Source organism: Marinobacterium halophilum, assembly GCF_003014615.1.
GTDB classification, from domain to species: Bacteria; Pseudomonadota; Gammaproteobacteria; order Pseudomonadales; family Balneatricaceae; genus Marinobacterium; species Marinobacterium halophilum.
Genome location: NZ_PYGI01000020.1, coordinates 1 through 25,817, shown reverse-complemented (window position 1 = coordinate 25,817; position 25,817 = coordinate 1). Strand labels below are relative to the sequence as shown.

The following is a 25,817-nucleotide window of genomic DNA, read 5'->3' as shown; positions in this document are numbered from 1 at the left end:
AATAATCCGAAGGAGATAACCGATGGCTGCAGCCGTAACCACCCCTGAAGGCATTCGTGAACTGCTGACCGAACAGCAGCAGGCGTTCAACCGTGAAGGCACGGTCAGTGCCGCGACCCGCAAGGCACGCATCCAGCAGGTAATCGACCTGCTGGTTGACCACAGCGATGCGCTGGCCGATGCCATGGGCGCCGACTTCGGTGAAGGTTCAGCGGGTGGGCGTCCACGTGCGTTCTCTATCATGAACGATATTCTGGGGTCGCTGGCGTCGCTGAAGCATACACGTGATCACCTCGAACAGTGGATGCAAGACGATCCACGTACGGTGTTTTCCCCTTACGATCAGCTGGGTGGCCAGGCTGAAGTGCTGCACCAGCCCAAGGGTAGCGTTGGCATCATCGGCACCTGGAATGCGCCGCTGTTTACCCTGTTTAGCCCGCTGGCGTGTGCGCTGGGGGCAGGTAACCGCGCGATTTTAAAACCGTCGGAAGTGGCACCGCTTACCGCAGCACTGGTTGCCGAACTGGTATCCGCTCACCTGGACCCGGCCGTGGTTGGTGTGGCGGTCGGTGATGCTGCCATTGGGGCGGCGTTCGCCGGATCACCGTTCAATCATCTGGTCTTCACCGGCAGCACCGCCGTTGGGCGCAAGATCATGCGTGCCGCCGCCGAGAATCTGGTGCCGGTCACCCTGGAGTTGGGTGGCAAGTCGCCGGTGGTCATGGGCCGCAGTGCCGATGTTCAAGACGCCTGCCGCCGACTGGCGATTGCCAAGGGCACCAACGGTGGCCAGATCTGTATCTGCCCGGATGTGCTCTATGTACCGGCCGAGCAGCTGGAGAGCGTTATCGCTCAGTTGCAGCAGCAGTTCCGTACTCTTTACCCGAGCGTGGACGACAACCCCGACATGGTGGCTGCCATTAATGACAACCATTTGCAGCGAGTTGAGGCCTATCTGGCTGATGCGCGTGATCGCGGTGTACGTATTGAATCCAGCCATCCTGAAGCGACCGGCACCAGCCGCAAGCGTCCGTTGCGTTTGGTGATCAACCCGCCGGCTGACAGTGTCATCATGCAGGAAGAGATCTTCGGCTCGGCACTGGTGATCCAGTCCTACGACACGATTGATGCGGTGCTGGATGATATTCATGGTCGCGAGCGCCCGTTGGCACTGTACTACTTCGGCCAGGACAAGGACGAAGAGCAGCAGGTGCTGACGCAAACCCTGTCCGGCGGCGTGACCGTCAATGACCTGCTGATGCATGCGGCGATGCACGAAGCGCCCTTCGGTGGCGTTGGTGGCTCCGGCATGGGCCACTACCATGGCCATGAAGGCTTCCTGGAGTTCAGCCATACCCGCACCGTGTACCGCGCACCGGCGTATGATCCGCGCGGTGAGTGGGGCATGCTGCCGCCGCATCACGACCAGTTTGAAGCGATGATGCAGGCTCAGGTTACCAAGGATTGAGGCTGACACTATGACAACATTGAATCAGAGCCTGGAAGGCGGTGTACTGGCGCTGGAACTGAACCGAGCGGACAAGCGCAATGCGTTTGACCGTGAACTCTATGCGGCGCTGACTTCAGCGTTGCAGGCGGCCGATGAAAACCCCGAAGTGCGTGTTATTCGGCTCGGTGCCAAGGGCGACTGCTTCAGTGCGGGTAATGATATCGCCGATTTTCTTGCCGAGCCTGAGCAGGGTCGGCGGACCGATCCGCCGCTGCAGCTGTTGCAGGCAATGCGGGCTTGTCGCAAGCCGGTGGTTGCGGAAGTAAACGGCAAGGCGGTGGGTATCGGCGCAACCTTGCTGCTGCACTGCGACCTGATCTATGCCAGCGAACGTGCGGCCCTGATCTTCCCGTTTGTGGCGCTGGGGTTGTGTCCGGAAGGGGGCAGCACGCAGCTGATTCCGCAACTGGCGGGTCATGCCAAGGCGTTCGAGTGGCTGGTGTTGGGGGAGCCGTGCAAGGCGGTTGATGCCGCGCAGGCTGGATTGATCAATGCGGTGTTGCCACAGGAGCAGCTGGGTGCGCAGGTCGATAAAGTGGTGCGCCGGTTGGCGTCACTGGATGCAACCGCTGTTCAGCAGTCGCGGGCACGGTTGCAGCAGTCGGCGGGTGCGCAGCTGGATACATTGATGCAGGCCGAGATGGATCTGTTTGAACAGCTGCTGGAATGTGATGCCGCACAGCAGGCACTGAATGCATTTGTGACACGCTGATCGACTGAACATGCCAATACAGCATGTCATCGTAGCAACGCAATAACCCGAACGGCCGCTCATTGAGCGGCCGTTTTGTATATGGGGCGGGCTGGGGTGTGAGCGGTTCAGTAGCGTTCGATCAATGCCGCGATACCCTGGCCACCACCGACGCACAGGGCGATGACGGCATAGCGGCCGCCCGTGCGCTGCAGTTCATGCAGTGCCTTGACCATAATGATACTGCCGGTGGCACCAATCGGGTGGCCCAGTGAAATGCCGCTACCGTTGGGGTTCAGGCGATCATCGGGCAGGTTCAGTTCGCGCTGTACCGCCAGTGCCTGAGCGGCAAAGGCTTCGTTGACTTCGAACAGGTCAATGTCGTCGACAGTCAGCTGGTGGCGTTCAAGCAACTCACGGATTGCCGGTACCGGGCCAATGCCCATGATGCTCGGGTCAACGCCTACCAGGTGGTAATCCACCAGGCGTGCCATCGGCTTCAGGCCCTGACGCTCGGCTTCTGCGGCACTGGTCATCAAAACGGCTGCTGCTGCATCGTTAATGCCCGAGGCGTTACCGGCGGTGACGCTGCCGTCTTTCTTGAATACGGGGCGCATCTTGCTCAGCTGTTCCGGCTGGCAGTCCAGACGCACATGCTCATCCTGTTGAAACAGTTTGGATTGACCGCGCTTGCCCACTTCAATCGGTACGATTTGGGATTCAAAGCGGCCTTGCTCGATGGCCGCCTGAGCGCGCTGGTGGCTGCTCACGGCAAGCTGGTCCTGATCTTCGCGGCTGATGTTGAAGCGTTCAGCCACGTTTTCGGCAGTCACGCCCATGTGATACTGGTTGAACGGGCAGGTGAGTACACCGGTCATCGGGTCGGTCATCTGGGCGTCACCCATGCGCTGGCCAAAGCGGGCGCTGGGCAGATGATAAGGGGCGCGGGACATGGACTCGGCACCGCCGGCCACAACCGCATCGCAGATGCCGAGCTGGATCTGCTGGGCACCGGTGATGATCGCCTGCAGGCCGCTGCCGCACAGGCGGTTCAGGGTCAGTGCTGTGGTGGTTTCCGGCAGGCCACCATTCACGGCCGCCACGCGAGAAAGATACATGTCGGCATTTTCACTGTGCAGCACATTGCCGAATACCGCCTGGCCAACACGCTCCGGTGCGCAGCCGGTACTGTCCAGCAGTTGACGTACGACAGTTGCCGCTAGCTCGGTGGGGCGTTGCTGGGCAAGTGAACCGCCGAAACCGCCGATGGCAGTGCGCAGGCCGTTGATGAAGACAACTTCTTGCATGGTCATTGCTCCTTCGGTGGTAACCGAAAAAAACCGGCCTCAGAAGAGGCCGGAAAATGAAGTGGGAAATGCTATCGATCGCTGTACGCCGCCCTGACTTAGAAGGCGTACTTCACTGACAGGGACAGGTTGTCGCGGTCAGACAGCGAAAGCTGTTCATAGGGTAGATCATCATTACTGGCGCTGCCCATGTAAGTCAGGTATTTAACGCCTACCTGTACACCGGTGCGGTGAGTAAAGTCAGCACCGACACTGAAACGGTGATCGCCTTCACCACCCACGCCGCCAGTGATGGTACGGCCACTGATCTGGCGGGAGTAAGCGATCGGCACGCTCAGATCCCAGTTTTCAGTCGCGCCGGGATAGCTCAGGGAAAGGCTGCTTGAGAAAGCCAGGCCATGGTTGCTGTAGAAGAGATCATCGGTTGCGGTACCCGGGATACCGTTCAAACCGGTTTTTTCTACATCCATGATATCCACATAGGACAGTTCGGCGGTCAGGTTAACCGTATCGGCAATCCAGGAACGACCAAAGTTGACGATGGCGTTAACGTTGGTTTGCATGATATCGGCACGCGCAGCTGATGGCATGGTGATGCTGTAGCCTGGAGCCACTGGCAGCTGAGTGCTGACGAGAACCGGTGCGCCTTTCTTGTAGGTGACCTCGCCCGCAATGGATGCCATGCCCAAGCTGGTGGTCATGGTTGCGCCGTACAGCTGAATATCATCGAAATAGCGTATCTGATAGGTATTGCTCAGGGCGTTGTACTGGGTCAACGGGATACGGTCATGATAATTCATGTAGTAAAGGCCCCACTCTGTTTCCAGGCTGGTACGGAAACGTGTGCCGATGCCCCACTGACCCATTTCATCCGGCTCGATATCAGAGCCGCGAACACCAAAGCCACAGGGCTCACCGGGTGCCGCTGACAGACAGGTAGCACCTTCGCCGACAGCATCACTGGTGCTGAGGAAAGCGCCGGGCTCAGATACCTGGACCGGATGCCAGTTGTACTGTGCATGCGCCAGAATTGACCAGTTCGGGTTCATTTCCAACTGCATGGAGACCTGGTCTTCCGGCAGCAGGATATCCTTGACTTCTACGCCCGGGATACCGGATTTGGTGCCGTCGGACGGGCCCTGTGCCAGTGACATGCTGGGCATGAACAGGGCTTCACCCCATGCGACTACATGTTTACCGGCGCGCAGGTTCAGGTAACGTTCGTTACCCAATTCAAAAGTGGTGTAGCCGTACAGGTCCAGCAAGCGGGTGTAACCACCATGGTACTTCTCGGCGTCATCCGAGAACTTGCTGTCCTGGTACACGTCGTCATAGAAGGTGCTGGCGGACATCACCAGGCCGCTGTTGCCCTTGTGCAGGCGGCCTTCCATCAGCAGTGACAGGCGGTTATTGATCATGTCGCCCTGATCAAAATTACTGTTGCCACTGGACTGCATGTAGCTCGCATCGGAAGGGTCTTCCAGGCGTACGCCTGCGCCATAGCTGACGGTGCCTTTCCAGTCCAGGGTCAGGTCATTGCCCATGTCGATGCTTTCACCGGCCTGGGCTTGGGTTGTGATGCCTGCGGCCAGTACTGCGAGGGCCAGCAGGTTCGGTTTAAATGCTGTCATTTCAGGATCCTCGCGAAATTAGTGTGCACGACGGCGCAGAGCGGCCGGGGTGAAGTTGTCAGGCTCCAGGCCGCCGGCGTTCAAGATCGGCCCCTTTTCCAGATCCTGGAACAGGTTGTAGGCGATGTAACCACCGGTGGTGAGGTCGTGGTAGAAGCTGCTGCCCGCCTGCCATGCACTCATGTCATAGGCGTAGTAGTAGTTCAGGAACGCATGGTTGACGAGTTCGCCACGGGTGTCGTAGAAGTCACTCATGACGCCATGCCAGGTGTCTTCATCGATAAACAGTACACGCTTGCCGTACTTGTGACGGTGGGTGCTCTTGAGGTTGCCCTCCAGTACCCAGACGCGGCGCAGTTCGTAACGCATGAAATCAGGGTTGGCATGGTTTGGCGTCAGCAGATCGTCATAGGCAACGCCTTCTTCATGCAGGCGGTAGGCGTTGGCCGGGACGTAAATCTCTTTCTTGCCCTTGAGTTCCCAATCATAACGCTCTGGCGAACCGTTCATCAGGCGGTCCTGGTCGATGACCATCTTGCCGGAGGTACCTGCAGCCGGGGTGTCAAAACCATACTCGGGCAACTGGCGTACACGGCGTGTACCCGGGTTGTAGGTCCAGGCCAGACGCTGACCCTGAGCAAAGTTCATCGGTTCGATGGAAACAGTACGCTTGCCCTTGTCACGAGTCGGCAGCAGGGTGCCGGTGTCGCTGTAGGCCATGATTTCGCCAATGGGCTTGCCGATTTGGTCCGGCAACGTGATCACGTTCAGTGCCGCGTTGTGGGTTTGGCCCCAGGTAATATTGCCGCTGGCACTCACATCGGCCAGGTCACGTCTTTCCATCTGCTCGGTAAAGGCGCGGTACGGATAGTTGTGGTTGGCCAGTACCTGCATTGCCTGATTTTCGCCAGACGGAATCGGGAACGGTACCGGGCCCATGTAGCCGGTGAAGCCCATGCCGCCATCAATCAGTTCGGCTTCAACCGCGTTTTTCTTGGCCACTTCACAGATTTCGTCCGGGTAACGGAAGTCGCGACGACCTTCATAGACCGGTAGTTCGAAGCTGTCAGGGAAACGCTGGAGCAGGGCGATCTGACCGGGGGTCAGGTGTTCCTTGTATTGCTCCCAGTTCTTGCCGTTGATGACATACAGCGGCTTGTCTTCGGGATAGGGATCGATCGGGTGCTGGCCAACATTGGGGGTGTAGTCGATGCCCGGCGGTGTACCCAGCCATTTGCCAGAGAAGGCGGGAATGGTTCCGGCTTCGTTGGCGGCGGCGACGGCACCCATGCAGGTTAGTTCATTGCCCAGCTTACTGGCTTCTTCCGGTGCGACCTTGGCGTGTGCGGATGCGGACAGAGCCAGCGCGATAGCTGCGGCGAGTGGTTTCCATAATTGCTGCTTTCTCATCTTGCCTCCAGATGTGAACCCGGTCTGTCAGACTTAGTGTCGTAAGCGGGCGGCAGTTGGTGTTATTTTTGTTGTGGTTGCATTGTTTGGTAATCGGTGGCGGGATAAATCGTCTGAAAAGACTAGGCCACTTGTATTTGGTGTTTCAGGCAAAAAAAACGGCCTGGAAGGGGAGCTTCAGGCCGTCTGGGTGTTACATGTCAGCGTGTTCAGTTCTGGGTGTAGGGCTCGGTACCCTTGGGTACGTAGACGCCTTCACACTTGTCCAGAAACTCGGGCGCACGGGCGCGCGGGTTGTAGAACTGCTTGTACCAGATGCGGGCTTTCATGAACGGGCCGTCGCTGGGGATGAACATGCCGTTGAGGCACGGTGCCTTGTTGACCCATACCTCGAAGTCCTGAGCAAATGCCAGGCGGCTGGAGTTCTGGAACTGGGCGGCTGCAATCTTGTCTTCCACGGTGACTTTGGCGTTGTCGTTCGGTGACTTCACGAGCAGGGCGTGCCATACGCGGACGCTGCCATCTTCGACCGGGGTGTGAGTGATCATCAGAATCGACTCGTAGTAACCGGTCAGATAAGAGATCAGTACACCCGGACCGTTATAGGTGGTGATGGTATGCAGAATCGGGCTGGCACCGTCTTTACCGACCAGGGTGCGGTGCGGGCCGCACTGGCGCTGAGTGGCGAGGTGTCCTTTGAACTCGTTTTCATAGCGCTGTACGGTGGAACCGTGGATCGGGCTCAGGTGGCCATAGTCGCAGATGTTGTCGATCACTTCCTGCGGGTGCTGCTCAAGAATACCGAGGTCATCGAATTTCCACTGTACCCAGGACTCGTCATCCCACTGTGGCAGGGACGGGTGTTCCCACTCCGGCTCGCCACCTTCCGGATCATGCCAGACCCAGATTGCGCCCAGGCTTTCTTTCACGGTCCAAGACTTCACACAGGCCGTTTTCGGGATCGGACCATCATGGTAAGGGATGTCGTCACACTGGCCATCCGGGCCGAAGCGCCAGGCGTGGTAAGGGCAGCGAATGCTGTCGCCTTCGATGTTGGTGCCGCCACCGTCGATGATCACGTAAGACGTATCATTCGGCGCTGCCAGGTGTGTTTTCATGTGCGGGCAGTAACCGTCGAGCAGAACCACCTTGCCGGTTTCCTGGCCGCGGTAAAGCGCGAAGTCTCGACCAAAGAAGCGCACGGCCAGCGGCTTGTGCGTGTTGATGTCGTCAGAGGTCGCAATCATGAACCAGCCGCGAGGGAAGGTGTAATCACCGAGCCGGTAGTCCTGGGATGTTGCCATGGGAAACTCCTTGGTCTTGTTGTTATTACCCGTCCGATTCTGAATTTTGCGTCGGCCCGGGGCATACTCTGTTTGGACGATAGGTGCTGTGTACCTGATCTGCGTCAACTGCCTGACCGCTTAGGTCAGGCTTGCATCCAGTTCTTCCAGGCGACGCTTATAGGGACGAATGGCCAGGCCATACAGCAGAGCGGGAATGAGCAGCAGGCAGAGCACGGTCGCCAGTGCCCAGCGCAAGCCATCAGGCCCCATGCTGCTGGAGTACATGTCACTGAGGGTGCCGGACAGCAGTGGGCCAAGGCCTGCGCCAATCAGGGTCATGAACAGGTTGACGAAAGCTGCGCCAAGAGCGCGCTGCGAACTGGTCAGCAGGTGGCTGACAGCGGCAAAGGTCAGGGTGGGCCACCAGCTCTGGAAAAAGGCAAAACCGGCGCAGAACAGCATGGCGTAAGGGACGTTGAAGCTGCCGACGCTGAAGCTCGACGTTTGCGGCCAAAGCACGAACGCGATGCCCATCGGCAGGCTGATCAGGATACCCAGCATCGGCAGTGCAAGCTGCCAATTGGTGTTGCGACGGATCAGGCGATCACACAACCAGCCACAGAACAGGGTGCCCAGTATGGCGAACACACCGCTGGCAATACCGAACAGGAAGCCGGCGTGGGCAAGGGGCATTTCGTAGGTCCGCAGCAGGAAAGTCGGGGCCCAGATGCCGAAGCCGTAGCCGACTACGCCGGTCACCGCCACGCCAAAGCAGAGCAGTACGAAGGCGCGTACCTTGAAAATACTCTTGATCTGCGGGCCGGCCTTGATGTTGCGGGCTTCCATGGCCTGACGGCGTTCTTCGGCACTGTCGAATACGCCTCGGCCTGGATCACGGGTGAAGAACCAGAGTGTAGCGGCGAGCAGTACGCCGGGGATGCCGAAGAAAATGAACGTGGTGCGCCAGCCATAGGTCTGGGCAATGTAACCACCGACCACCATTGCGATCAGCAGGCCCAACTGCGGGCCGAGCATGAAGATGCTCATGGCTGAAGAGCGGCGGTTCTTGGGGTACAGGTCCGACACCATGGAGACCGAGGGGGCCATGCCACCGGCTTCACCGACGGCGACGGTCATGCGTGCAATCAATAACTGCCAGAAGCTGGTGGCCATGCCGCATGCCATGGTGGCGATACTCCACAGGCCGCAGCAGATGGAGATCATCTTGCGGCGGTCGGCACCCTGATCGACCATGCGACCCAGCGGAATACCGAGAATGCCGTACAGAACGGCAAAGGCGAGACCGGTCAGTAGCCCCATCAGGGTATCCGAAGCCCCAAACTCCTGCTTGATCGGTTCAATGACAATGGCAATGACATTCCGATCAATAAACGAAAAGACATAGACCAACGCCAGCAAAGCCAGGGTGAAGTGGCTCCTGCGGGTTACAGTGGGTGGCATGATCGACATGTTGGGGCTCCGTGGGAATTTATTGTTGTGGTGGATAACTTACGTGAGTGGTGCTGCTGAACATCGTCCTTTTGGACGTAGTGACTGCCGAGTGAATCACGTCATATGTGAACATGAATAAGTAGTGCCCCTACCCAACAGCAGGAGAGAGTCATGCTGGAACGTGAAACCGAGGCTCAGATCAAACAGCGCAAGGCGGCCGAACGCGAGGCGCTGGAGTATCCCTTCGAGGTACCGACGGGAGTGGGTGGTGTCACCGAAGTGGCTCCCGGGGTGTTCTGGACCCGTATCCCGATGCCGATGGCGCTGGACCACATCAATGTGTATCTGCTGGATGATGGCGATGGCTGGTATCTGGTTGATACCGGGTTGAATACCGATGTTTCACGCGAATGCTGGACCGCGTTGGCGGCACAACAGTTTCCGGGGCTGCCGCTCAAGGGCGTGATCTGCACCCATTTCCATTATGACCATGCCGGTTGCGCCAGTTGGCTGATGAGCGAGTTCGATGCGCCGCTGTACATGACTCATGGCGAATATTTCACCATGCGCGCACTGGCCAGTACCAACGCGGTGGTCAAGGAAGACTCGCAGCGCGCATTCTTCCAGCGCGCGGGCATGCCGCTTGAACGGTTCGAGAAGATGACCGGCTCGCACCGCAAAGACCCGTTTATACCTGACTTCCCGCCCAGTTTTACCCGTCTGCGTGACGGGGAAACGCTTAGTATTGGCGGGCGCGAATGGCAGGTCGTCATCGGTGAAGGTCATTCGCCGGAACACGCCTGCCTGTACGCCGCCGATGATCGTATCCTGCTCGCCGGTGATCAGGTTTTGCCCGGCATCAGCTCCAATATTCTGGTCAGCGATGTCGAGCCGGAAGCAGACCCGCTGAGTTTGTGGCTGCGGTCATTGAAACGGCTGCGAGAGTTGGCTGCCGATACACTGGTGCTGCCGGCGCATGGTCAGGTGTTTCGCGGGCTGCATGCCCGTATCGAGCAGCTTGAAGCGCACCACGAGCGCCAGTTGCAACACCTGATGGCCCCGCTCAAGCAGGGTGAAAAATTTACCGGATATCAGGCCATGGGTTGGCTGTTCCGGCGCGAGCTCAAATCGATCGAGTTGATGTTGGGTCTGGGTGAAACCCTGGCACACCTGCATTATCTCTGCCGTCGCGGTGAGCTGGTGCGGATCACGGATGATGAGGGGCTGGACTGGTACCAGACACGATGATTGAATTGCGCTTACAACAATAAGAGGAGACCCATATGAATGCCATCATGGAACAGACTGCGGCGATACAGGCGCAGCTGACCGCACCCGGGGCACCCTTTGAACTCGATGAAATCGATACCCCGAGTGGACGGCAGACGGTCTATAAACAGGCTCCTGCGCATCTCATCGACGTGATCAACCGGTCCCGTCGTGAAGATGATGCATGTTTCCTGGTATATCAGGGCGACCGCTGGAGTTTCGGCCGGTTTTACGCCCATGTGGATGCGCTGGCATCCTGGATGTATGGACTGGGCATCAAGCCTGGTGACCGCATCGCAATTGCCATGCGTAACCGCCCGGAATGGGTAGCCGTGTTTGTGGCGGCTGCGCGTTTGGGGGCAGTACCGGCACCGCTGAACAGCTTTGGTCTGGGTGAAGAGCTGCACGCCGCACTGGATGCACTGGATGCCAAAGTACTGGCTTGTGACCATGACCGTCTGAAGCGGATCGGGCTGGAGCATATCGCCGACAGCACCCATGTATTGATGGTGGGGCCGGGTGATGAGGCTGAAGCTGAAAACACCCGGATCAATGGCTACGACAAGGTGCAGTCACGCCCTGTGGGGCCGCTGCCCGAGATCAATCCGGCACCGGAAGACCCGGCGCTGATCCTGTTTACCTCCGGCGCGACCAGTCGGGCCAAGGCGGTGGTGTCATCGCAGCGGGCGGTCTGTCAGGCGCTGTACAACATCGACTACATCAGTGCCGTATCGGCCATGAGCTCGCCGGAAGCACTGGCGCGCATTCAGGCCATGGCGCTGACGCCGGTGATCCTGACGGCGGTTCCACTGTTCCATGTCAGTGGCTTGCATGCGCAGCTGCTGACGGCGTTGCGTACCGGTCGCCGCCTGGTGTTCATGCACAAATGGGACCCCAAGGCTGCCGTGGAGTTGATGGCGGCCGAGCAGGTCACCCAGTTCAACGGCGCACCGTCGATGGTGATGCAGCTGTTGCGTGAACCCGAATTCCACAGCGATGCGGTTAAAGGCCGCATGGCCGGACTGGGCTTCGGCGGCGCGGGTTTGCCTCAGGGACTGATCGATGAAGTGCTGGATGCGATGCCGGAGCAGTTGGTGGGCATCGGTTACGGCATGACCGAGTCCAACGGTGTGGGCGCGGGCATTTCCGGTGACCTGTTCCGCATGCACCCGACCGCTTCCGGCCTGCAGTCTCCGCTGATGCAGATCAGCGTACTGAACATGGAAGGCGAGCCGGTTGCAGCGGGTGAGAACGGCGAAATCTGCCTGCGCTCGGTAGCCATGATGGATGGATATCTGAATGATGATGACGCTACCGCGGCTGCGGTACGTGACGGCTGGCTGCACACGGGCGACCTGGGCCATGTGGATGCTGCAGGCTTCATCTACATCGTCGACCGACTCAAGGACGTGATCAACCGTGCGGGCGAAAACATCGCTGCGGCCGAGGTTGAATCCTGCCTGCTGCGCCATCCATTGGTGCGCGAAGCAGCAGTGCTGGGTGTGCCCGATGAAGAAACCGGTGAAGCCGTGGTGGCCGTGGTAGCGATCCAGCCCGGCGAAGAACTGGAAGAAGCAGAACTGCAGACCTTCGTTTCCGAGCATTTGGCGGGCTACAAGGTACCGTCGATGATCTCGGTACAGCAGGAAAAACTGCCGCGTAACCCGGCCGGTAAACTGCTCAAGGCACAGATCAAGAAACAGCTGTTCCTCTGATTCAGGGCTCCACAATCATATCGATCACAATGCCCGCACGTGCGGGCATTGTGCGTTACAACCTCCCCATGATCGCTGTTGCACACGAACAGTTCTCCGCTTTCCTCCCTGCTTAGTCCGGTTTGACGATGCCCGTGCCTGTTGCCGTTGCGCATGATGATACCTGAGTGCCAATGGCATTGGCCTTATCGTCGCAGCCAGGCGGCTGCCCCGGGTTGAGAATAATAAAATGGAGATAGCAGATGACTTCACAGGCAACAGTCACCGACACCTATGACGTAGTGGTGGTCGGTTCCGGCGCTGGGGCCATGTCGGCCGCGATCTTTGCCGCTGACCAGGGCATGAGTGTTCTGATCGTCGAAAAGGGCGCTAAATACGGTGGCACCTCGGCATTGTCGGGCGGCGGCATTTGGGTGCCGAATAACCACTACTTCAAAGCCAAGAAAGGCAACGACAGCTACGAGCAGGCACTGACCTACGTTAAGGCTTCCACTGAAGGCAAGATCGATGAGGCACGTCTGCGCGCCTATCTGGATAACGCGCCGAAAATGATGCAGTACCTGGAAGAGAATACCCAGCTGCATTACACCGTGGCCGAGCGTTACCCCGACTATTACCCCCACTTGCCTGGCGCGTTGCCCGGTGGCCGTACCCTCGACCCGGAACTGTTCGATACCAGCAAGCTGGGCGCAGAGGCCGATAACCTGATGCCTGCCTCGCCGACCACGCTGCTGATGGGCAAGATCGCATGGACCGCTCGCCACGCGCACAAGGCGATGGCCCGCGAGCGCGGCTGGCGTGTACTGCTGGTGTGGCTGATGCTGCGCTACAAGATGGACTTCAAACAGCGCCGCAAGACCAAGCGTGACCGCCGCGCGGCACTGGGTAATGCACTGGTCGCATCCCTGCGGGCCTCGTTGATGGACCGCAATGTACCACTGTGGCTGAACACCGATTTCCGTGAACTGGTCGAGACCGATGGTCGCATCAGCGGATTGATCGTCAAGCGTGATGGTCAGGAACAGCTGATCAAGGTGCGTCAGGGCGTCATCCTTGGCTCGGGCGGGTTTGAACAGAACCAGGCCCTGCGTGACAAGTACCTGCCGCAGCCCACCAAGGTGGAATGGAGCGCCACACCGCCGGGACAGAACACCGGTGCGGCACTGGAAGCGGGACAGGCGCTGGGCGCAGCGACCGATCTGCTCGACTGGGGTTGGTGGGCACCGACCATCAGCGTGCCGAAAGAAGAGAAAGCGCGTGGCGTATTTGCCGAGCGTGCCTTCCCCGGCGCGATTGTGGTCAACGGCGAGGGCAAGCGTTTCGTCAACGAGGCGGCTCCTTATCTGGAATTTGTTGACGCCATGTACAAGGACAACGAGGTGACCGGTGGCAAGACGATCCCGGCCTGGGTGATCTTTGATGGCCACTTCCGCTTCAACTACGCCATGGGGCCGTTGATGCCGTCGCAGATCATGCCGGACAGCCGTCTGCCCAAGGCCTGGCATAAAACCGTGTACTGGAAGGCCGATACACTGGAAGCCTTGGCCGGTGAAATCGGCATTGATGCGGCCGGTCTGACGGACACGGTCAAAAAGATGAATGGCTATGCTGCCAGCGGCAACGATGAAGACTTCCAGCGCGGCGGCAACGTCTTCGACCGTTACTACGGCGACAGCAACGTCAAGCCCAACCCCTGTCTGGCCCCGGTCAAAAAAGGCCCGTTCTACGCCATGCGTATGGATGCCGGTGATATCGGTACCAAGGGTGGCCTGCTGACCAATGAAAACGGCTGCGTCGTGCGTGAAGATGGCAGCGAGATCAAGGGGCTGTATGCCATCGGCAACTGTTCGGCATCGGTGATGGGCACCTCTTATCCGGGCGCAGGCTCTACGCTGGGACCGGCGATGACCTTCGGTTACATTGCCGTCAATGACCTGGTGCGCCAGCGTGAAGCGCAAAAGGTGAAGGCATGAGCAGAACCTCGGTAACCGATATCGGCGCGCCGCTGGAACTGCAAGACCCGGATCAACAGACGTGGGGCCGGCACTGTGATGTGCTGGTCGTCGGCTGGGGCGCGGCCGGTGCCAGCGCCGCATTGGAGGCCCATGATCAGGGCGCTGAGGTGATCGTGGTCGATCGCTTTAACGGTGGCGGTGCCAGCGCCAAGAGCGGCGGCGTGGTCTATGCCGGTGGCGGTACCCGCCATCAGCAGCAGGCGGGGTTCAACGACACGCCTGAGGCCATGTTCGACTACCTCAAGCATGAGACCCAGGGCGTTATCAGTGATGACACCCTGAAACGCTTCTGTGACAACAGCGTCGCCAACCTGCAATGGCTGGAGAGTATGGGCACGCCCTATACCCACACCATGCCACCGGGGGGCAAAACCTCCTATCCGCAGGACGGCTACTACCTCTATTACTCCGGTAATGAGCTGGTGCCGGCGTACCGTGGTGATCTGCCACCGCCGCCGCGCGGTCATCGCACGGTCGGCAAGGGCCATGGCGGTGTGGTGTTGTACTCACACTTGCAGGCGGCGTGCCGTGAGCGCGGCATCAACAGCCTGACTCAGTCGGCGGTACGTCGGCTGGTGGTGGATGCCGACCAGCGTGTCATCGGCGCTGAAGTGTGGTCGTTGCCTGTGGGCAGCAAGGCCGCCGAACTCCATAGCCGCTGGGCACAGCGGGCCGAAAAGCTGCAGAACCTGGCCCCCGGCTACTGCAACAAACTGCGGCTGAAACTGGCTGCACTGGAGCAGGAGCACGCACGTCCGGTGCTGGTCAGAGCACGCCGTGGCGTGATTCTCAGCACCGGTGGTTTCATCTTCAACAAGGAGTTGATGAAACAGTACGCCGCCAAGTACCGCGCCAACTTCAAGATAGGGGCTACCGGTTGTGATGGCAGCGGCCTGCGGCTGGGGCTGTCGGTGGGTGCGGCGGCAGACCGGTTGGATACCGTTTCCGCCTGGCGCTTTATCAACCCGCCGCAGAAGTGGCCCAAAGGCATTGCGGTCAATGCGCAGGGAGAGCGGTTCTGCAACGAAGAGGTGTACGGCGCGACGCTGGGCCATGCGATCTGCGAAGAGCAGAACGGCAAGGCCTGGTTGATTTTGGATAAACCGTTGCGCAGCCAGTCGATCCGCCAGGCGATGTTTGGCGGTTACTGGTGGTTCCAGTCGGTCCCGGCGCTGGTGATGATGCTGCTGGGCGCGAAAAAGGGCAAAACCCCGGCGGATCTGGCGCGCAAGACCGGTATGACCCCGGCGGCACTGGAGGCGGCATTGAGCGCCTACAACCAGGCGATTGCCGCGGGTGAACCTGATCCTGTGGGCAAATCGGCCGAGTCCTGTCAGCCGCTGCGTGAAGGGCCGTTCTATGCGCTCAATATCTCGGTGAAATCACCGGTATTGCCGCTGGGTGCGTTGACGCTGGGTGGCCTCAAAATCGCCGAAGACAGCGGTCAGGTACTGTCGGCACAGGGCCAGCCGATTGCCGGTTTGTATGCGGCAGGACGCACCGCGCTGGGCGTGCCTTCCAATCTGTATATCAGCGGGCTGTCGTTGGCCGATTGCGTATTCTCCGGGCGTCGCTCCGGCGCGGCTGCGGCCGTGAACGTGGCACCTGCTTCTCAGGCTGCGTCTGACACGCGAGTCTCTGCATAAGGAACTGAACAATGAGCAACTCAATGGATAACAAAGTCGCGCTGGTCACCGGTGCTGCCAGCGGTGTCGGCCTGTCGGTCGCCAAAACCCTGATTGCCGCCGGTGCGCGGGTGATCATGACCGACCTGCAGGAAGCCCGTGGCAAGACTGCGGCCGCCGAGCTGGGCGCGCAGGCGCGCTTCATGACCATGGACGTGGCCGACGCCGCCGATTGGGACAGCGTACTGGCCAGCATCAAGGCCGAAGAAGGGAAGCTGGATGTGCTGGTCAACAATGCCGCCATCCTCAAACCCGGCACCATCGAAACCACCTCGCTGGAAGACTGGCAGCTGCTGCACCGCATCAACTCCGACAGCGTCTTCCTCGGCTGCCAGAAAGGCATGGAACTGCTGAAGGAACAGGGCGGGGCGATCATCAACGTTTCCTCCATCGCCGCACTGGCGGGCCGTGCCGATTACCTGGCCTACAGCGCCTCCAAAGGCTCGGTAGCGGCACTGACCCGCGTCGTCGCCGCGCACTGCCGTCAGCGCAAATACCGCGTGCGCTGCAACTCCGTTCACCCCGACGGTGTACTGACCCCGATGACGCTGGCCGCGCTGCCGGAGGGCATCGATTCAAACATGATCACCATCGACAGCGACCCGATGAACCGCATGTGCCAGCCCGAAGACGTGGCCGCTGCGGTCGCGTTTCTGGCCTCTGACGAGGCGCGGGCGATCAACGGTATCGAGCTGCGCATCGACAGTGGCCAATTCATCATGAGTATCTGATATGACCAGCATGCAAACACAACTAGACCTTCCTCTGCAGGCGCAGACCATCCCCGAACTGGTATTCGAGGCGTCGCGTCGCTTTGCCGGTACCGCCGCCATTGAAGACGGCGGCGAAGTGATCGACTACGCCGACCTGGCCAGCCGTGCGCTGGACGTGGCGCGTGGGCTGATGCAGCTGGGCGTACAGCCCGGTGACCGCGTCGCCGTATGGGCTCCCAACGGTGCGCGCTGGATTCTGGCGGCACTGGGGCTGCAGATGGCCGGTGCCGTGCTGGTGCCGATCAACACGCGGATGAAGGCGGCCGAGGCCACCGACATCATCCAGCGCAGCGGCAGCCGTATTCTGTTTTCCGTGGGCGACTTCCTCGACACCGATTACCCGGCGCAGCTGACCGAGTGCTGCGCCGACTATCTGGACATGACCATCATCACCAGCCCGCGCACGGGCGCGCCGCTGGCCAACAGCCTGGACTGGGACGCCTTCATTGCGCAGGGCGAAGCGGTCAGCGAATCCGCCGCCCGTGTGCGCGCAGGGCAGCTGACCGGCGATAGCCTGTCTGACTTGATGTTCACCTCCGGCACCACCGGCAAACCCAAAGGCGTGATGAGTGCCCACGGTGCGGCCCTGCGTGCGTTCTCGGAGTTTGTGCGCATTCTCGGACTGGTACCGGGCGACCGCTTCCTGGTCGTCAACCCGTTCTTCCATACCTTCGGCTACAAGGCCGGTTGGCTCTGCTGCCTGCTGTGCGGCGTAACCATCCTGCCGCATCCGGTATTTGATGCCGATGAAGTGCTGGAGCGGATCGAGAAGGATAAAGTCAGCGTGCTGCCCGGCCCGCCGACCCTTTACCTGACACTGCTGGCGCATCCTGAGCTGGCCAACAAAGACCTGAGCAGCCTGCGCGTGGCTTCCACCGGTGCGTCCACCATTCCGCCGGTGCTGATCGAGCGCATGCGCAACGAGCTGGGTTTTGAGGTGGTCACCACCGCCTACGGCCTCACCGAGTGTGGTGGCCTGGCCACCATCTGTGATCCGACCGATTCCGCCGAGACCATCGCCGGTACCAGCGGCAAGGCGATTCCCGGCACTGAAGTGGCGATCTTTGATAATGACGGTAACCGTCTGGGTGCCAATGAAAGTGGCGAGATCTGCATTCGGGGTTTCCATGTGATGCAGGGCTACTTCCAGAACCCGGAAGCGACTGCCGAGACCATCGATGCCGACAAGTGGATGCACACCGGTGACATCGGCACCCTGGATGAGCGCGGCTACCTGCGTATCACCGGCCGCTTGAAAGACATGTTCATCGTGGGGGGCTTCAACTGCTACCCGGCGGAGATCGAAGCGGCACTGGTTGAGCACCCCGAAGTGGCGCAGGCCGCCGTGATCGGTGTGCCCGATGAGCGCATGGGCGAAGTGGGCTGCGCCTTCATCGTTCGCCGCCACGGCAGCCGTCTGGATGAGAAAGACCTGGTGCAATGGTCGCGTCAGAACATGGCCAACTACAAGGTGCCGCGTCAGGTGCGCTTTGTTTCCGCGCTGCCGGTGAACGCCTCCAACAAGGTCGACAAGCTGGTGCTCAAGCGTGATTACGCCAACACCTGAAGCGCAGGTGTGAGCTAAGCAAAACAAGGGCCGGTGAATGAACTCTCCGGCCCTTTTACGTATGGGCACACGAACATCATTAATAACAATAAGGACGCAGATATGAGCTATACCCCCCCTCGCGTAGCCGTTGTAACCGGAGCCAGCCGTGGCGTCGGCAAGGGCATCGCCATCGCCCTGGGCGCAGCCGGGATGACGGTGTACATCACCGGCCGTTCAGCAACGCGCAGCGACATGCAACTGTGCGGCCAGCCGCTGCCCGGCACCCTGGCCGAGACGGCCGCCGCCATTACCGCCGCAGGCGGGCAGGGCATCGCCGTACCCTGTGACCACAGTGATGACGCCCAGGTACGCGCTCTGTTTGAGCAGGTGCGTGAAGAGCAGGGGCGGCTGGACCTGCTGGTCAACAACGCCATCGCCCTGCATGAAAACCTGATCGACCCCGGCCCCTTCTGGGACAAACCACTGGACATGACCGCCATGCTCGACGTAGGCCTGCGCTCCTCCTACGTGGCCAGCTACTACGCGGCCCCGCTGTTGCTGCAAACCGGCACCGGACTGGTGGTGTTTACCTCCTCCTATGGTGGCGTCTGCTACATGCACGGCCCTGCTTACGGCGCGCAGAAGGCCGGTGGTGACAAGATGGCGGCTGACATGGCCATCGATTTTGAAGGCACCGGCGTCGACTGCGTCTCCCTGTGGCTTGGCCCCCAGCGTACCGAGCGTTCGGCCATTGCTGCCGTGGCGCGGGCCGATGCCTATGGCGACATCATGCAAAGCGGCGAGACTCCCGAGTTCAATGGCCACGTTATTCTGGCGCTGCTGGACGACCCGCAACGCGCCGCACATTCCGGCAAAACCCTGATCAGCGCCGAGTTGGCGCAGGACTACGGCGTAACCGACGGCGACCGTCAGCCACCCAGCTACCGGAAGATGCTGGGCGCACCGCAGCAATGGCATCCCGCCCGCGTCAAATAACCGCCCAACACGCGCATAACAATAAAAAGGACACACCATGATTAACGCACAACAGGTTCGCGACCTTATGACCCGCTACATCGCGCTGGTGGATGCCGGTGATGTGGAAGGCATACTCGCCCTTTACGCCGACAATGCCGTTGTAGAAGACCCTGTCGGCCAGCCGCCGCATGAAGGCATCGACGCCATCGCACGCTTCTACCGCGACGGCATGGGCGCAATGGACGTGCGCGCTACCCTGGAAGGGCCGATACGCGCCACCGACAACGGCTGCGGAGCCATGCCGTTTCGGGTTGACGTACTGGGCGAGCAGCCCTGCCACATCGAAGTGATCGACGTGATGGAGTTTGACGCCGACGGCCGCATCCGCTCGATGAAAGCCTACTGGGGTGAACTCAACTACATTCCGGGGGCCAGTGCATGACGGTAGAACAACGCCTCGCCCGCCTTGAAGCGCTGGAAGCCATTCGCCAGCTTAAGCACCGCTACCTCAACGCCTGCGACAGCAAAGACGTAGCGCGCATCCGCGACTGCTTCGCCAGCGGCGAGATCCACATCGACTACGGCCCCATCGGCACCTTCAGCGACCGCGACAGTTTCATCGCGCTGTATCAGCAACTGGCCTGCCACGAGCGGGTAAAAGACCTGCACCACAGCAGCAACCCCGAAATCGAACTGACCGACGACCACAACGCCACCGCCCGCTGGGCACTGTTCTACTTCAACCTGGACGCCGACACCGGCGCAACAATGCAACTGAGCGGCCAATATCACGACCGTTACCGCTGCATTGAAGGTGAGTGGATGATTGTGGCAACACGGTTTGAGCGATTGATGGAAGTGGCACAGCCCGCAACTGATTGAAAGCCAGAAAGCCGGTGACCCTACCGGCTTTTTCATACCTAAATACGACCATCGGTGTCTGGAAAAATAGACGGGAATCGGTCAGGATTAACCCTTAATGGATTCAGGCTGTGTAATACCACACACATGGCCAAGCACACATGTACGTTTACGCATTTTCAAGGGAAGGGGAATGGCGACGTTGTCTAAAAATACAATACTTTCAAGCTATTACCCTTCGACATGCCTGATGGGGTTTGCTCAACGCCTGCGCATTTTCAATGCGCTGAGGTTGCTTGGCCTGTACAAAAAGCGGTCATCAGTATACCCAAAGAGCAAATACCCGTTAGTTGGATTAGTATCGAGAAAAATACCTTTTTGCTCAGGTGGGTTATCTGTAACTTGCTGTTTATATTGGTTTTATGACGACGCTAACAGAATTATAAGGCATACCCGATAATAATTATTATGAGGTAGCAGACCTCATTAATAGACTGTTATATCTAAGGAGTCACATTGAGTATATCTAACCCTGAGGTAAAAAAATTATACGGCTTATCCGCTGGTAGATGTAACATCTGCAAAAAAGGGCTTTTTGAAAACGAAGTGCACATTGGGCAAATGGCGCATGTGATAGGGAGAAGCGTCGATGGGCCCAGAGGTAGAGACGTATTAGGGGGCGACCGAGACTCTTACGAAAATTTAATTTTATTATGTGCCAATCATCATATCGAAGTTGATCAAAATACAGAGGCATATCCTGTAAATAGGCTTCTAGAAATTAAACAATCACATGAATACTTGGTAGCATCACAATTTGAACACCCAAAGGAGCGGTTGCGTGATATAAATTTTATCAATCTGTTCATGGAGTTTGTTCCGTTTACACGACTGCAATCTCTTACTCACAACCTTCCATCATCAATAAACCTTGATTTTAGTTTGGTTGGGGATATGTTTGAGGCTTTAACTATAGATAATCCTCATCTATACCCCTTGAATGATCCGGAGCTTAATCAAAAATTTAATAACTTTATTCAAGCCTACTTCAACCTTTGGAATGTAATATCTGGATATTCAGAAGTAGAAGGTCGTCACCAAGCCAATTTCAGCCAGGCTACTGAGCGAATGAATATCCATATGGAAAAAATACATCTTCCATATGATGTGGTTACTTTATTAATCGATAGCATAGGCAAATTAAATTCGGATTTTGTAGCAGCATATTTAGAGCTAACAGACTTTTTAAGGAAAAACTATAAAGAGGTCAATTTAAGCTCATATCGTAAGCCGTGATATAACAAGTGACTGTGGTGTCCAGTTAAATTTTTAAGCCATATTTTCGCCCCAGCGTGTCTCGTTCTTGAGCATGGTGTTGAGCACCACGATCAGCTTGCGCATACAGGCAATGATGGCCACTTTGGGCAGTTTGCCCTGAGCTTTCAGATGCTCGTAGAAGCGTTTGAACACAGGGTTACATTGGATGGATGACAGCATCGCCATGAACATGACCGTGCGGATACGGTGCCGGCCTCCACGGATGCGCCGCTTACCATTCCAGGAGCCACTTTCACGGTTCATGGGCGCGACACCGACGAGTGCAGCGATCTCCTTGCGGTTGAGCTTGCCGAGTTCAGGCAGCTCGCTGAGCAAAGTGTAGGCGAGGACTTTACCGACGCCCGGCACACTGGTCAGGATCTCGGTTTGAGTGCGCCAATGCTTGACCTGCATAACGGCTTCATCGATCTGTTTGGTGATAGTCTTTATTTGAGTTTCCAGCGAGCGTAGCAATGTTTTGATGGAACGGTGCAGAGCTTTGGGCAAGATCTGGAGGCGGTTTTTCTCCATCGTCTGCATCTCAAGAAGCTGGCTACGGCGAATCAGCAAGTCCTTGATAAGACGAGACTGTTTGTCAGGAATAGGTTTAATGTCGGGCTGTATGGTGGCGGCAAAACGGGCGATGACATTGGCATCGATCTTGTCCGTTTTGGCCAGCACACCGATGGCCTGGGCATAGCGTCTGACACTGATGGGATTGACCACGACAATAGGAAGATTGGCCTGATCACAAGCGAACACGAAGGCGTGCTCATAGCGCCCTGTGGCCTCAACCACGATGCGTTCGATGTTGCGCTTTTTCAGCACATGAACGACCTTGAGAATACTGTCTTCGTCGTTCGGAATTTGGAAATAGAGGTCCAGCGGGTGCAGGACGATATCGAGTGTGGATTTGCCGACGTCTACGCCGACGTTGATGCTGATTTGGCTTTCTGTGTGTATGGTCATAAGCTAACTCTGCCTTGCTATGCGGGCTCGGGGCCCCGATGACTGTTCGAGTTATCGCTAAAGAGTCATGCAGCGCTACGCACTTGTTATCGGTCTCTCGCAAGAGGAGCCGGCGCTCAATCGAGCTGCTGCATGAAGGCCCTCAATGGCCGTTGAGGGTGGGTCCCAATTTACCCGGAAAACACAGATAATTATCCATACAAGGCGCTGCTACGGAAAATTTGCTCGCTGGCGCTCCTAAATTTCCGCAGAGCGCGGCGTTACAGGGCTAAATAATGACCTCTGAAATTAAAAGAACGCTAGCTCTAAGCCAGGAGTTGCTAAATGCAGTTAGGTTGATTAAAGCAGGCTTTGGCCAACTTCAATCCATCGGTGCTGGCAACGATTTCTACCACCTACCATTACTGACGTTGGCTAGCGGTTTCGAGCGGTTTATGAAGGTCACATTATGCTTTCGCTGGCTAGAGAAACATGGCTGCTTCCCGACTGACAAGGCCTTTCCATCGGGGCGAAATGGGCATGATCTCAGGCATCTGCTCGAAAAAGTTCGCACGGAATGCTTTCTAGATGATTACGTTGATAATATCCCAGTAGCACAGGACGATATTGAATACTTAAATTCAGAGAGGCTTCTCTCTTTTATCGGTGTGCTTAGTGACTTCGGGCAAGCGGCACGGTATTACAACTTGGACGTAATCGTAGGCCGTCAAGTACAGACTGACGACCCTGATACTGCATGGCAACGCCTAGAAACTGAGATCCTTTTAGCTCGCAAGGAGTTACTGGCTGAGATTGAAGAAAATCCCGCCAGCAACCGAATTCGCTTGGAAATCAACAATGAGGTTGTTGCTCGGCTTGAACGTTTGGCACGAGCTATCGCGAGGCTTTACACGATAGGCATGATTGGACGCGACGCAAAGAGACACTTGGCTTACATTGGCTGCTTTCTTCACTTGCCAGATGCTGAGCTTGGAACAAAAAAATATGAACTTTCGGGCAGCGCCCTGTAACAAGTGCAGGTTGTCGGACAGGCACTACGCTGCGCTCCGTACCTGCCGCAACTGCAAGCGTTAGTTGCCAAAGAGAGACTTGAGCATGATTCAAGGTGAGGAAGATTTTATTGGTTGGCTTGATGGACAATTAAATGGAGAGATTCCAGATAATATTATCGCCTTTAACCTCAACATCTATGAATCACCTTTCAAGATTGAGATAGTAGGGTCAAATGAATTCGATCGGGAAGATGAAGATTGGGCCTGTAATGAAGATTGGGTACCCCAGAATCGTACAATCTCTGTTTCTACTTCGCTATTGGGTGATTCTTGGGAGGAAACGCAAAGCAATCTTATTGCCATGGCACAGGGTTATCTGAAATCTGATGCTTCCAATGTATCTAAGCTCAGGAAAGCAAAGGCGTTCGCCGTAGGCTTCGTTGACGGAAATCTTTGCTATGTGAAGTAAGCAACTAACAAGCGCATGTTGTTCGCCCCTACGGGGCTGGGACCTTCGTTCCGCTGCGCTTCACTACGGCCCCAAATGCGGGCGTTATATTGTTATATGAGTAAAGAGAAGCCATGAACATTTCACTTACGTTAAAAAAATATTTTCATAGTCAGCATGAGTTGTTGGATATGAGAAATAGAGATGAGCGTGATATCAACACTCTATCAACTTACCTCACACAGCTACACTCGATCGCGGATAAATTGCGAAATAACTTTGATGTTAACCTGTCAAAGTACCCAGAATTTCGTGTTCTGAGGGTAATGAGAAACTACATGCACCACGTAGATGATGTAGAGGAAGTTCGTGCTTATGTTTCTCTGCAACCAGAAGTTTCGCTATATCATGCGGAGTATGTCATTGTTCCAATTAGCTTTTGGGCAAAGTGTCTTAAAAACCTTATTGAAACCAATACCAGACCTGAAGGACACCCTCAGCATGCGAGTAAGAAGAGATTCTTAGACAAAGAACTTGATGGGATTACTGATATTTGCGATTGCTTTGAAGTCATTGGGCATCTTGATGCTTTTTGTAAAACTGCTCACTTAAAATGTGATGGTGTTGTTGTTGAATTGGGCTTTGATATCTATAAGTTTGTTTATAATATGTCCAATGCGATCGTCCATGAATTTAGTAATAATACTGAGCTAGTTGGTTTCTTGGACGAAGTAGGTATCGATGATACTTATTCATTGAGCAACAATATCCCGAAGTATGACTTATCTTCTCGTCCAGGAGTTAATTGTATACTGACTACCAAGGGTTATATCTTTCCCGCTAAAATTGAGTCAGCAATATAAATAGACTGTTATACACAAGGAATGTTCGTAGATCATGGCAAGGAATCGCGGCCAAGGTGGGCCGATTGAAACAAGGTTGATTAGCCTTTTTGCATCACTGTTTTTCTCTATCCCAACCGCAGTATTCGTTTGGCTCTGGGTCAATTTGGAGTTGGCGGTCTACTGGGATGGCTTTCTCAGCAGTCGTTACCTCATTTCCTGTATCTTGATTTTTGCTGTGTTGGCGTTGCTGCTACCGAAACTGTTTCCGTCTATTCTCGGGGGTGTCTGGCGCGGTATCGCCAAAGTTTGGCACTGGTGGGGGTGGTAGCCTCATGTATAACCAATCGTTCAAGTTCGCTACCGGCCTGGCGGCCGTCCGCCGGACGCCTACTACGCTGCGCTCCGCAGGCGCCGCTTAACATTCAGCGTTAGGCTACTTTCATACACGGAGTTCAAATGTCAGAGTATTTTGCCAAAATAAATTGGGTTAGAGATAGCAATGAAAGTTATGTTGATAACAAATATAGCCGAGGGCATGAATGGATTTTTGATGGTGGTGTAACCGTTCAAGCCTCTTCTTCACCTCACGTAGTTCCTTTACCTTATTCCGTTGAAGCAAATGTAGACCCGGAAGAAGCATTTGTTGCGTCTCTTTCTAGTTGCCACATGTTGTTCTTCTTATCAATTGCAGCAAAAAGAAGATATGTTGTAGATTCATATATAGACGATGCTGTAGGTATTATGGAGAAAGATAGCGATGGTAAAATTTCAATGACTAAAGTTACACTTAGACCACATGTTCAGTTTTCGGGGGATAAAAAACCAACGATGGAGCAACTTGAAAAAATGCACCATCAATCACATGATCAATGTTTTATTGCTAACTCAGTAAAAACTGAAATTGTTACGGAAATCGTAGCCTAACAAGCTGTTAAACAAGGACAAAAAACAGTTGGTTTTTACTCCTTCGTCGCTTATTTTAACCAACAATTTTATTGCCTGTTAACAGGGCGTTAGCCGTCCGAGTTACCCACGAACAGTAGACACCTTCTATAGTTAGGTTTACCCCTGACGCGGAGGTGTAAGATGGCCAGGAAAAAGTACCAGCACTATA

22 protein-coding genes are annotated in these 25,817 nt (G+C 56.7%); 16 read left to right on the top strand and 6 right to left on the bottom strand.

Annotated features, from left to right (window positions below; all coding sequences use genetic code 11):
- Window positions 1-22: 22 nt before the first annotated feature.
- Complete coding sequence (locus tag CLV44_RS13685) at window positions 23-1,468, top strand: aldehyde dehydrogenase family protein (RefSeq protein ID WP_106592685.1); 1,446 nt, start codon at window positions 23-25, stop codon at window positions 1,466-1,468.
- 10 nt (window positions 1,469-1,478) lie between these two features.
- Entirely contained in the window at window positions 1,479-2,222 is a 744-nt protein-coding gene (locus tag CLV44_RS13680; RefSeq protein ID WP_106592684.1) for an enoyl-CoA hydratase-related protein, read from the top strand.
- A 107-nt stretch (window positions 2,223-2,329) separates the two neighbouring features.
- On the opposite strand, the gene bktB is transcribed toward CLV44_RS13680, so the two are convergent.
- The 5 genes from bktB to CLV44_RS13655 all read right to left on the bottom strand — a co-directional run bounded on the left by bktB (window position 2,330) and on the right by CLV44_RS13655 (window position 9,305).
- On the bottom strand, window positions 2,330-3,508 hold the full coding sequence (gene bktB, locus CLV44_RS13675) for a beta-ketothiolase BktB (RefSeq protein WP_342748497.1): 1,179 nt from the start codon (window positions 3,506-3,508) through the stop codon (window positions 2,330-2,332).
- A 98-nt stretch (window positions 3,509-3,606) separates the two neighbouring features.
- Window positions 3,607-5,139, bottom strand: coding sequence for a DUF1302 domain-containing protein (locus CLV44_RS13670; RefSeq protein WP_106592682.1), 1,533 nt, complete (start codon window positions 5,137-5,139; stop codon window positions 3,607-3,609).
- Window positions 5,140-5,157: 18 nt separating this feature from the next.
- Window positions 5,158-6,549, bottom strand: a complete 1,392-nt coding sequence (locus CLV44_RS13665; protein ID WP_106592681.1) for a DUF1329 domain-containing protein — start codon at window positions 6,547-6,549, stop codon at window positions 5,158-5,160.
- A gap of 209 nt (window positions 6,550-6,758) precedes the next feature.
- On the bottom strand, window positions 6,759-7,853 hold the full coding sequence (locus CLV44_RS13660) for an aromatic ring-hydroxylating dioxygenase subunit alpha (RefSeq protein WP_106592680.1): 1,095 nt from the start codon (window positions 7,851-7,853) through the stop codon (window positions 6,759-6,761).
- A gap of 120 nt (window positions 7,854-7,973) precedes the next feature.
- Window positions 7,974-9,305: a spinster family MFS transporter gene (locus CLV44_RS13655; protein WP_106592679.1), complete on the bottom strand. Its 1,332-nt coding sequence runs from the start codon at window positions 9,303-9,305 to the stop codon at window positions 7,974-7,976.
- A 153-nt stretch (window positions 9,306-9,458) separates the two neighbouring features.
- Between CLV44_RS13655 and CLV44_RS13650 the strand changes: the two genes are divergently transcribed.
- From CLV44_RS13650 to CLV44_RS17450, 10 genes are all read left to right on the top strand, one after another.
- Window positions 9,459-10,535, top strand: coding sequence for an MBL fold metallo-hydrolase (locus CLV44_RS13650; protein WP_106592678.1), 1,077 nt, complete (start codon window positions 9,459-9,461; stop codon window positions 10,533-10,535).
- Window positions 10,536-10,570: 35 nt separating this feature from the next.
- A complete protein-coding gene (locus tag CLV44_RS13645) occupies window positions 10,571-12,271 on the top strand; it encodes a class I adenylate-forming enzyme family protein (RefSeq protein ID WP_106592677.1) in 1,701 nt (566 codons plus the stop codon).
- Between the two features lie 242 nt (window positions 12,272-12,513).
- Window positions 12,514-14,244 (top strand): FAD-dependent oxidoreductase, encoded by a 1,731-nt coding sequence (locus tag CLV44_RS13640; RefSeq protein WP_106592676.1) that lies wholly within the window; start codon window positions 12,514-12,516, stop codon window positions 14,242-14,244.
- On the top strand, window positions 14,241-15,932 hold the full coding sequence (locus CLV44_RS13635) for an FAD-binding protein (RefSeq protein ID WP_106592675.1): 1,692 nt from the start codon (window positions 14,241-14,243) through the stop codon (window positions 15,930-15,932). The genes CLV44_RS13640 and CLV44_RS13635 overlap by 4 nt, the downstream gene beginning before the upstream one ends.
- An 11-nt stretch (window positions 15,933-15,943) precedes the next feature.
- Window positions 15,944-16,702: an SDR family oxidoreductase gene (locus CLV44_RS13630; RefSeq protein WP_106592674.1), complete on the top strand. Its 759-nt coding sequence runs from the start codon at window positions 15,944-15,946 to the stop codon at window positions 16,700-16,702.
- Window position 16,703: 1 nt separating this feature from the next.
- Window positions 16,704-18,311, top strand: a complete 1,608-nt coding sequence (locus CLV44_RS13625; protein ID WP_106592673.1) for a FadD3 family acyl-CoA ligase — start codon at window positions 16,704-16,706, stop codon at window positions 18,309-18,311.
- A gap of 102 nt (window positions 18,312-18,413) precedes the next feature.
- On the top strand, window positions 18,414-19,289 hold the full coding sequence (locus CLV44_RS13620) for an SDR family NAD(P)-dependent oxidoreductase (RefSeq protein WP_106592672.1): 876 nt from the start codon (window positions 18,414-18,416) through the stop codon (window positions 19,287-19,289).
- A 37-nt stretch (window positions 19,290-19,326) separates the two neighbouring features.
- Entirely contained in the window at window positions 19,327-19,713 is a 387-nt protein-coding gene (locus CLV44_RS13615; protein ID WP_106592671.1) for a nuclear transport factor 2 family protein, read from the top strand.
- A complete protein-coding gene (locus CLV44_RS13610) occupies window positions 19,710-20,153 on the top strand; it encodes a nuclear transport factor 2 family protein (RefSeq protein WP_106592670.1) in 444 nt (147 codons plus the stop codon). The genes CLV44_RS13615 and CLV44_RS13610 overlap by 4 nt, the downstream gene beginning before the upstream one ends.
- A gap of 495 nt (window positions 20,154-20,648) precedes the next feature.
- Window positions 20,649-21,428, top strand: a complete 780-nt coding sequence (locus CLV44_RS17450; RefSeq protein WP_211298148.1) for an HNH endonuclease — start codon at window positions 20,649-20,651, stop codon at window positions 21,426-21,428.
- A gap of 33 nt (window positions 21,429-21,461) precedes the next feature.
- Here the strand turns inward: CLV44_RS17450 and CLV44_RS13600 are convergent, their stop codons facing one another.
- The gene (locus tag CLV44_RS13600; protein ID WP_106592748.1) at window positions 21,462-22,412 is read right to left on the bottom strand and encodes an IS110 family RNA-guided transposase; all 951 of its coding nucleotides are present in this window, start codon (window positions 22,410-22,412) and stop codon (window positions 21,462-21,464) included.
- A 281-nt stretch (window positions 22,413-22,693) separates the two neighbouring features.
- Here CLV44_RS13600 and CLV44_RS13595 point away from each other — a divergent pair, with 281 nt between their 5' ends.
- The 4 genes from CLV44_RS13595 (at window position 22,694) to CLV44_RS13575 (ending at window position 25,627) form a co-directional block, all read left to right on the top strand.
- Window positions 22,694-23,428, top strand: coding sequence for a hypothetical protein (locus CLV44_RS13595; protein WP_106592669.1), 735 nt, complete (start codon window positions 22,694-22,696; stop codon window positions 23,426-23,428).
- 85 nt (window positions 23,429-23,513) lie between these two features.
- A complete protein-coding gene (locus CLV44_RS13590; protein WP_106592668.1) occupies window positions 23,514-23,879 on the top strand; it encodes a hypothetical protein in 366 nt (121 codons plus the stop codon).
- Between the two features lie 113 nt (window positions 23,880-23,992).
- Window positions 23,993-24,721: a hypothetical protein gene (locus CLV44_RS13585; protein WP_106592667.1), complete on the top strand. Its 729-nt coding sequence runs from the start codon at window positions 23,993-23,995 to the stop codon at window positions 24,719-24,721.
- Window positions 24,722-25,159: 438 nt separating this feature from the next.
- Window positions 25,160-25,627 (top strand): OsmC family protein, encoded by a 468-nt coding sequence (locus CLV44_RS13575; RefSeq protein ID WP_106592666.1) that lies wholly within the window; start codon window positions 25,160-25,162, stop codon window positions 25,625-25,627.
- The last annotated feature ends 190 nt before the right edge of the window (window positions 25,628-25,817 follow it).

Excerpts from the sequence above, each read along its gene's own strand:
- CLV44_RS13685 (WP_106592685.1), top strand. The coding sequence starts at position 23 with ATGGCTGCAGCCGTAACCACCCCTGAAGGCATTCGTGAACTGCTGACC.
- CLV44_RS13680 (WP_106592684.1), top strand. The coding sequence starts at position 1,479 with ATGACAACATTGAATCAGAGCCTGGAAGGCGGTGTACTGGCGCTGGAA.
- bktB (WP_342748497.1), bottom strand. The coding sequence starts at position 3,508 with ATGCAAGAAGTTGTCTTCATCAACGGCCTGCGCACTGCCATCGGCGGT.
- CLV44_RS13670 (WP_106592682.1), bottom strand. The coding sequence starts at position 5,139 with ATGACAGCATTTAAACCGAACCTGCTGGCCCTCGCAGTACTGGCCGCA.
- CLV44_RS13665 (WP_106592681.1), bottom strand. The coding sequence starts at position 6,549 with ATGAGAAAGCAGCAATTATGGAAACCACTCGCCGCAGCTATCGCGCTG.
- CLV44_RS13660 (WP_106592680.1), bottom strand. The coding sequence starts at position 7,853 with ATGGCAACATCCCAGGACTACCGGCTCGGTGATTACACCTTCCCTCGC.
- CLV44_RS13655 (WP_106592679.1), bottom strand. The coding sequence starts at position 9,305 with ATGTCGATCATGCCACCCACTGTAACCCGCAGGAGCCACTTCACCCTG.
- CLV44_RS13650 (WP_106592678.1), top strand. The coding sequence starts at position 9,459 with ATGCTGGAACGTGAAACCGAGGCTCAGATCAAACAGCGCAAGGCGGCC.
- CLV44_RS13645 (WP_106592677.1), top strand. The coding sequence starts at position 10,571 with ATGAATGCCATCATGGAACAGACTGCGGCGATACAGGCGCAGCTGACC.
- CLV44_RS13640 (WP_106592676.1), top strand. The coding sequence starts at position 12,514 with ATGACTTCACAGGCAACAGTCACCGACACCTATGACGTAGTGGTGGTC.
- CLV44_RS13635 (WP_106592675.1), top strand. The coding sequence starts at position 14,241 with ATGAGCAGAACCTCGGTAACCGATATCGGCGCGCCGCTGGAACTGCAA.
- CLV44_RS13630 (WP_106592674.1), top strand. The coding sequence starts at position 15,944 with ATGAGCAACTCAATGGATAACAAAGTCGCGCTGGTCACCGGTGCTGCC.
- CLV44_RS13625 (WP_106592673.1), top strand. The coding sequence starts at position 16,704 with ATGACCAGCATGCAAACACAACTAGACCTTCCTCTGCAGGCGCAGACC.
- CLV44_RS13620 (WP_106592672.1), top strand. The coding sequence starts at position 18,414 with ATGAGCTATACCCCCCCTCGCGTAGCCGTTGTAACCGGAGCCAGCCGT.
- CLV44_RS13615 (WP_106592671.1), top strand. The coding sequence starts at position 19,327 with ATGATTAACGCACAACAGGTTCGCGACCTTATGACCCGCTACATCGCG.
- CLV44_RS13610 (WP_106592670.1), top strand. The coding sequence starts at position 19,710 with ATGACGGTAGAACAACGCCTCGCCCGCCTTGAAGCGCTGGAAGCCATT.
- CLV44_RS13595 (WP_106592669.1), top strand. The coding sequence starts at position 22,694 with ATGACCTCTGAAATTAAAAGAACGCTAGCTCTAAGCCAGGAGTTGCTA.
- CLV44_RS13590 (WP_106592668.1), top strand. The coding sequence starts at position 23,514 with ATGATTCAAGGTGAGGAAGATTTTATTGGTTGGCTTGATGGACAATTA.
- CLV44_RS13585 (WP_106592667.1), top strand. The coding sequence starts at position 23,993 with ATGAACATTTCACTTACGTTAAAAAAATATTTTCATAGTCAGCATGAG.
- CLV44_RS13575 (WP_106592666.1), top strand. The coding sequence starts at position 25,160 with ATGTCAGAGTATTTTGCCAAAATAAATTGGGTTAGAGATAGCAATGAA.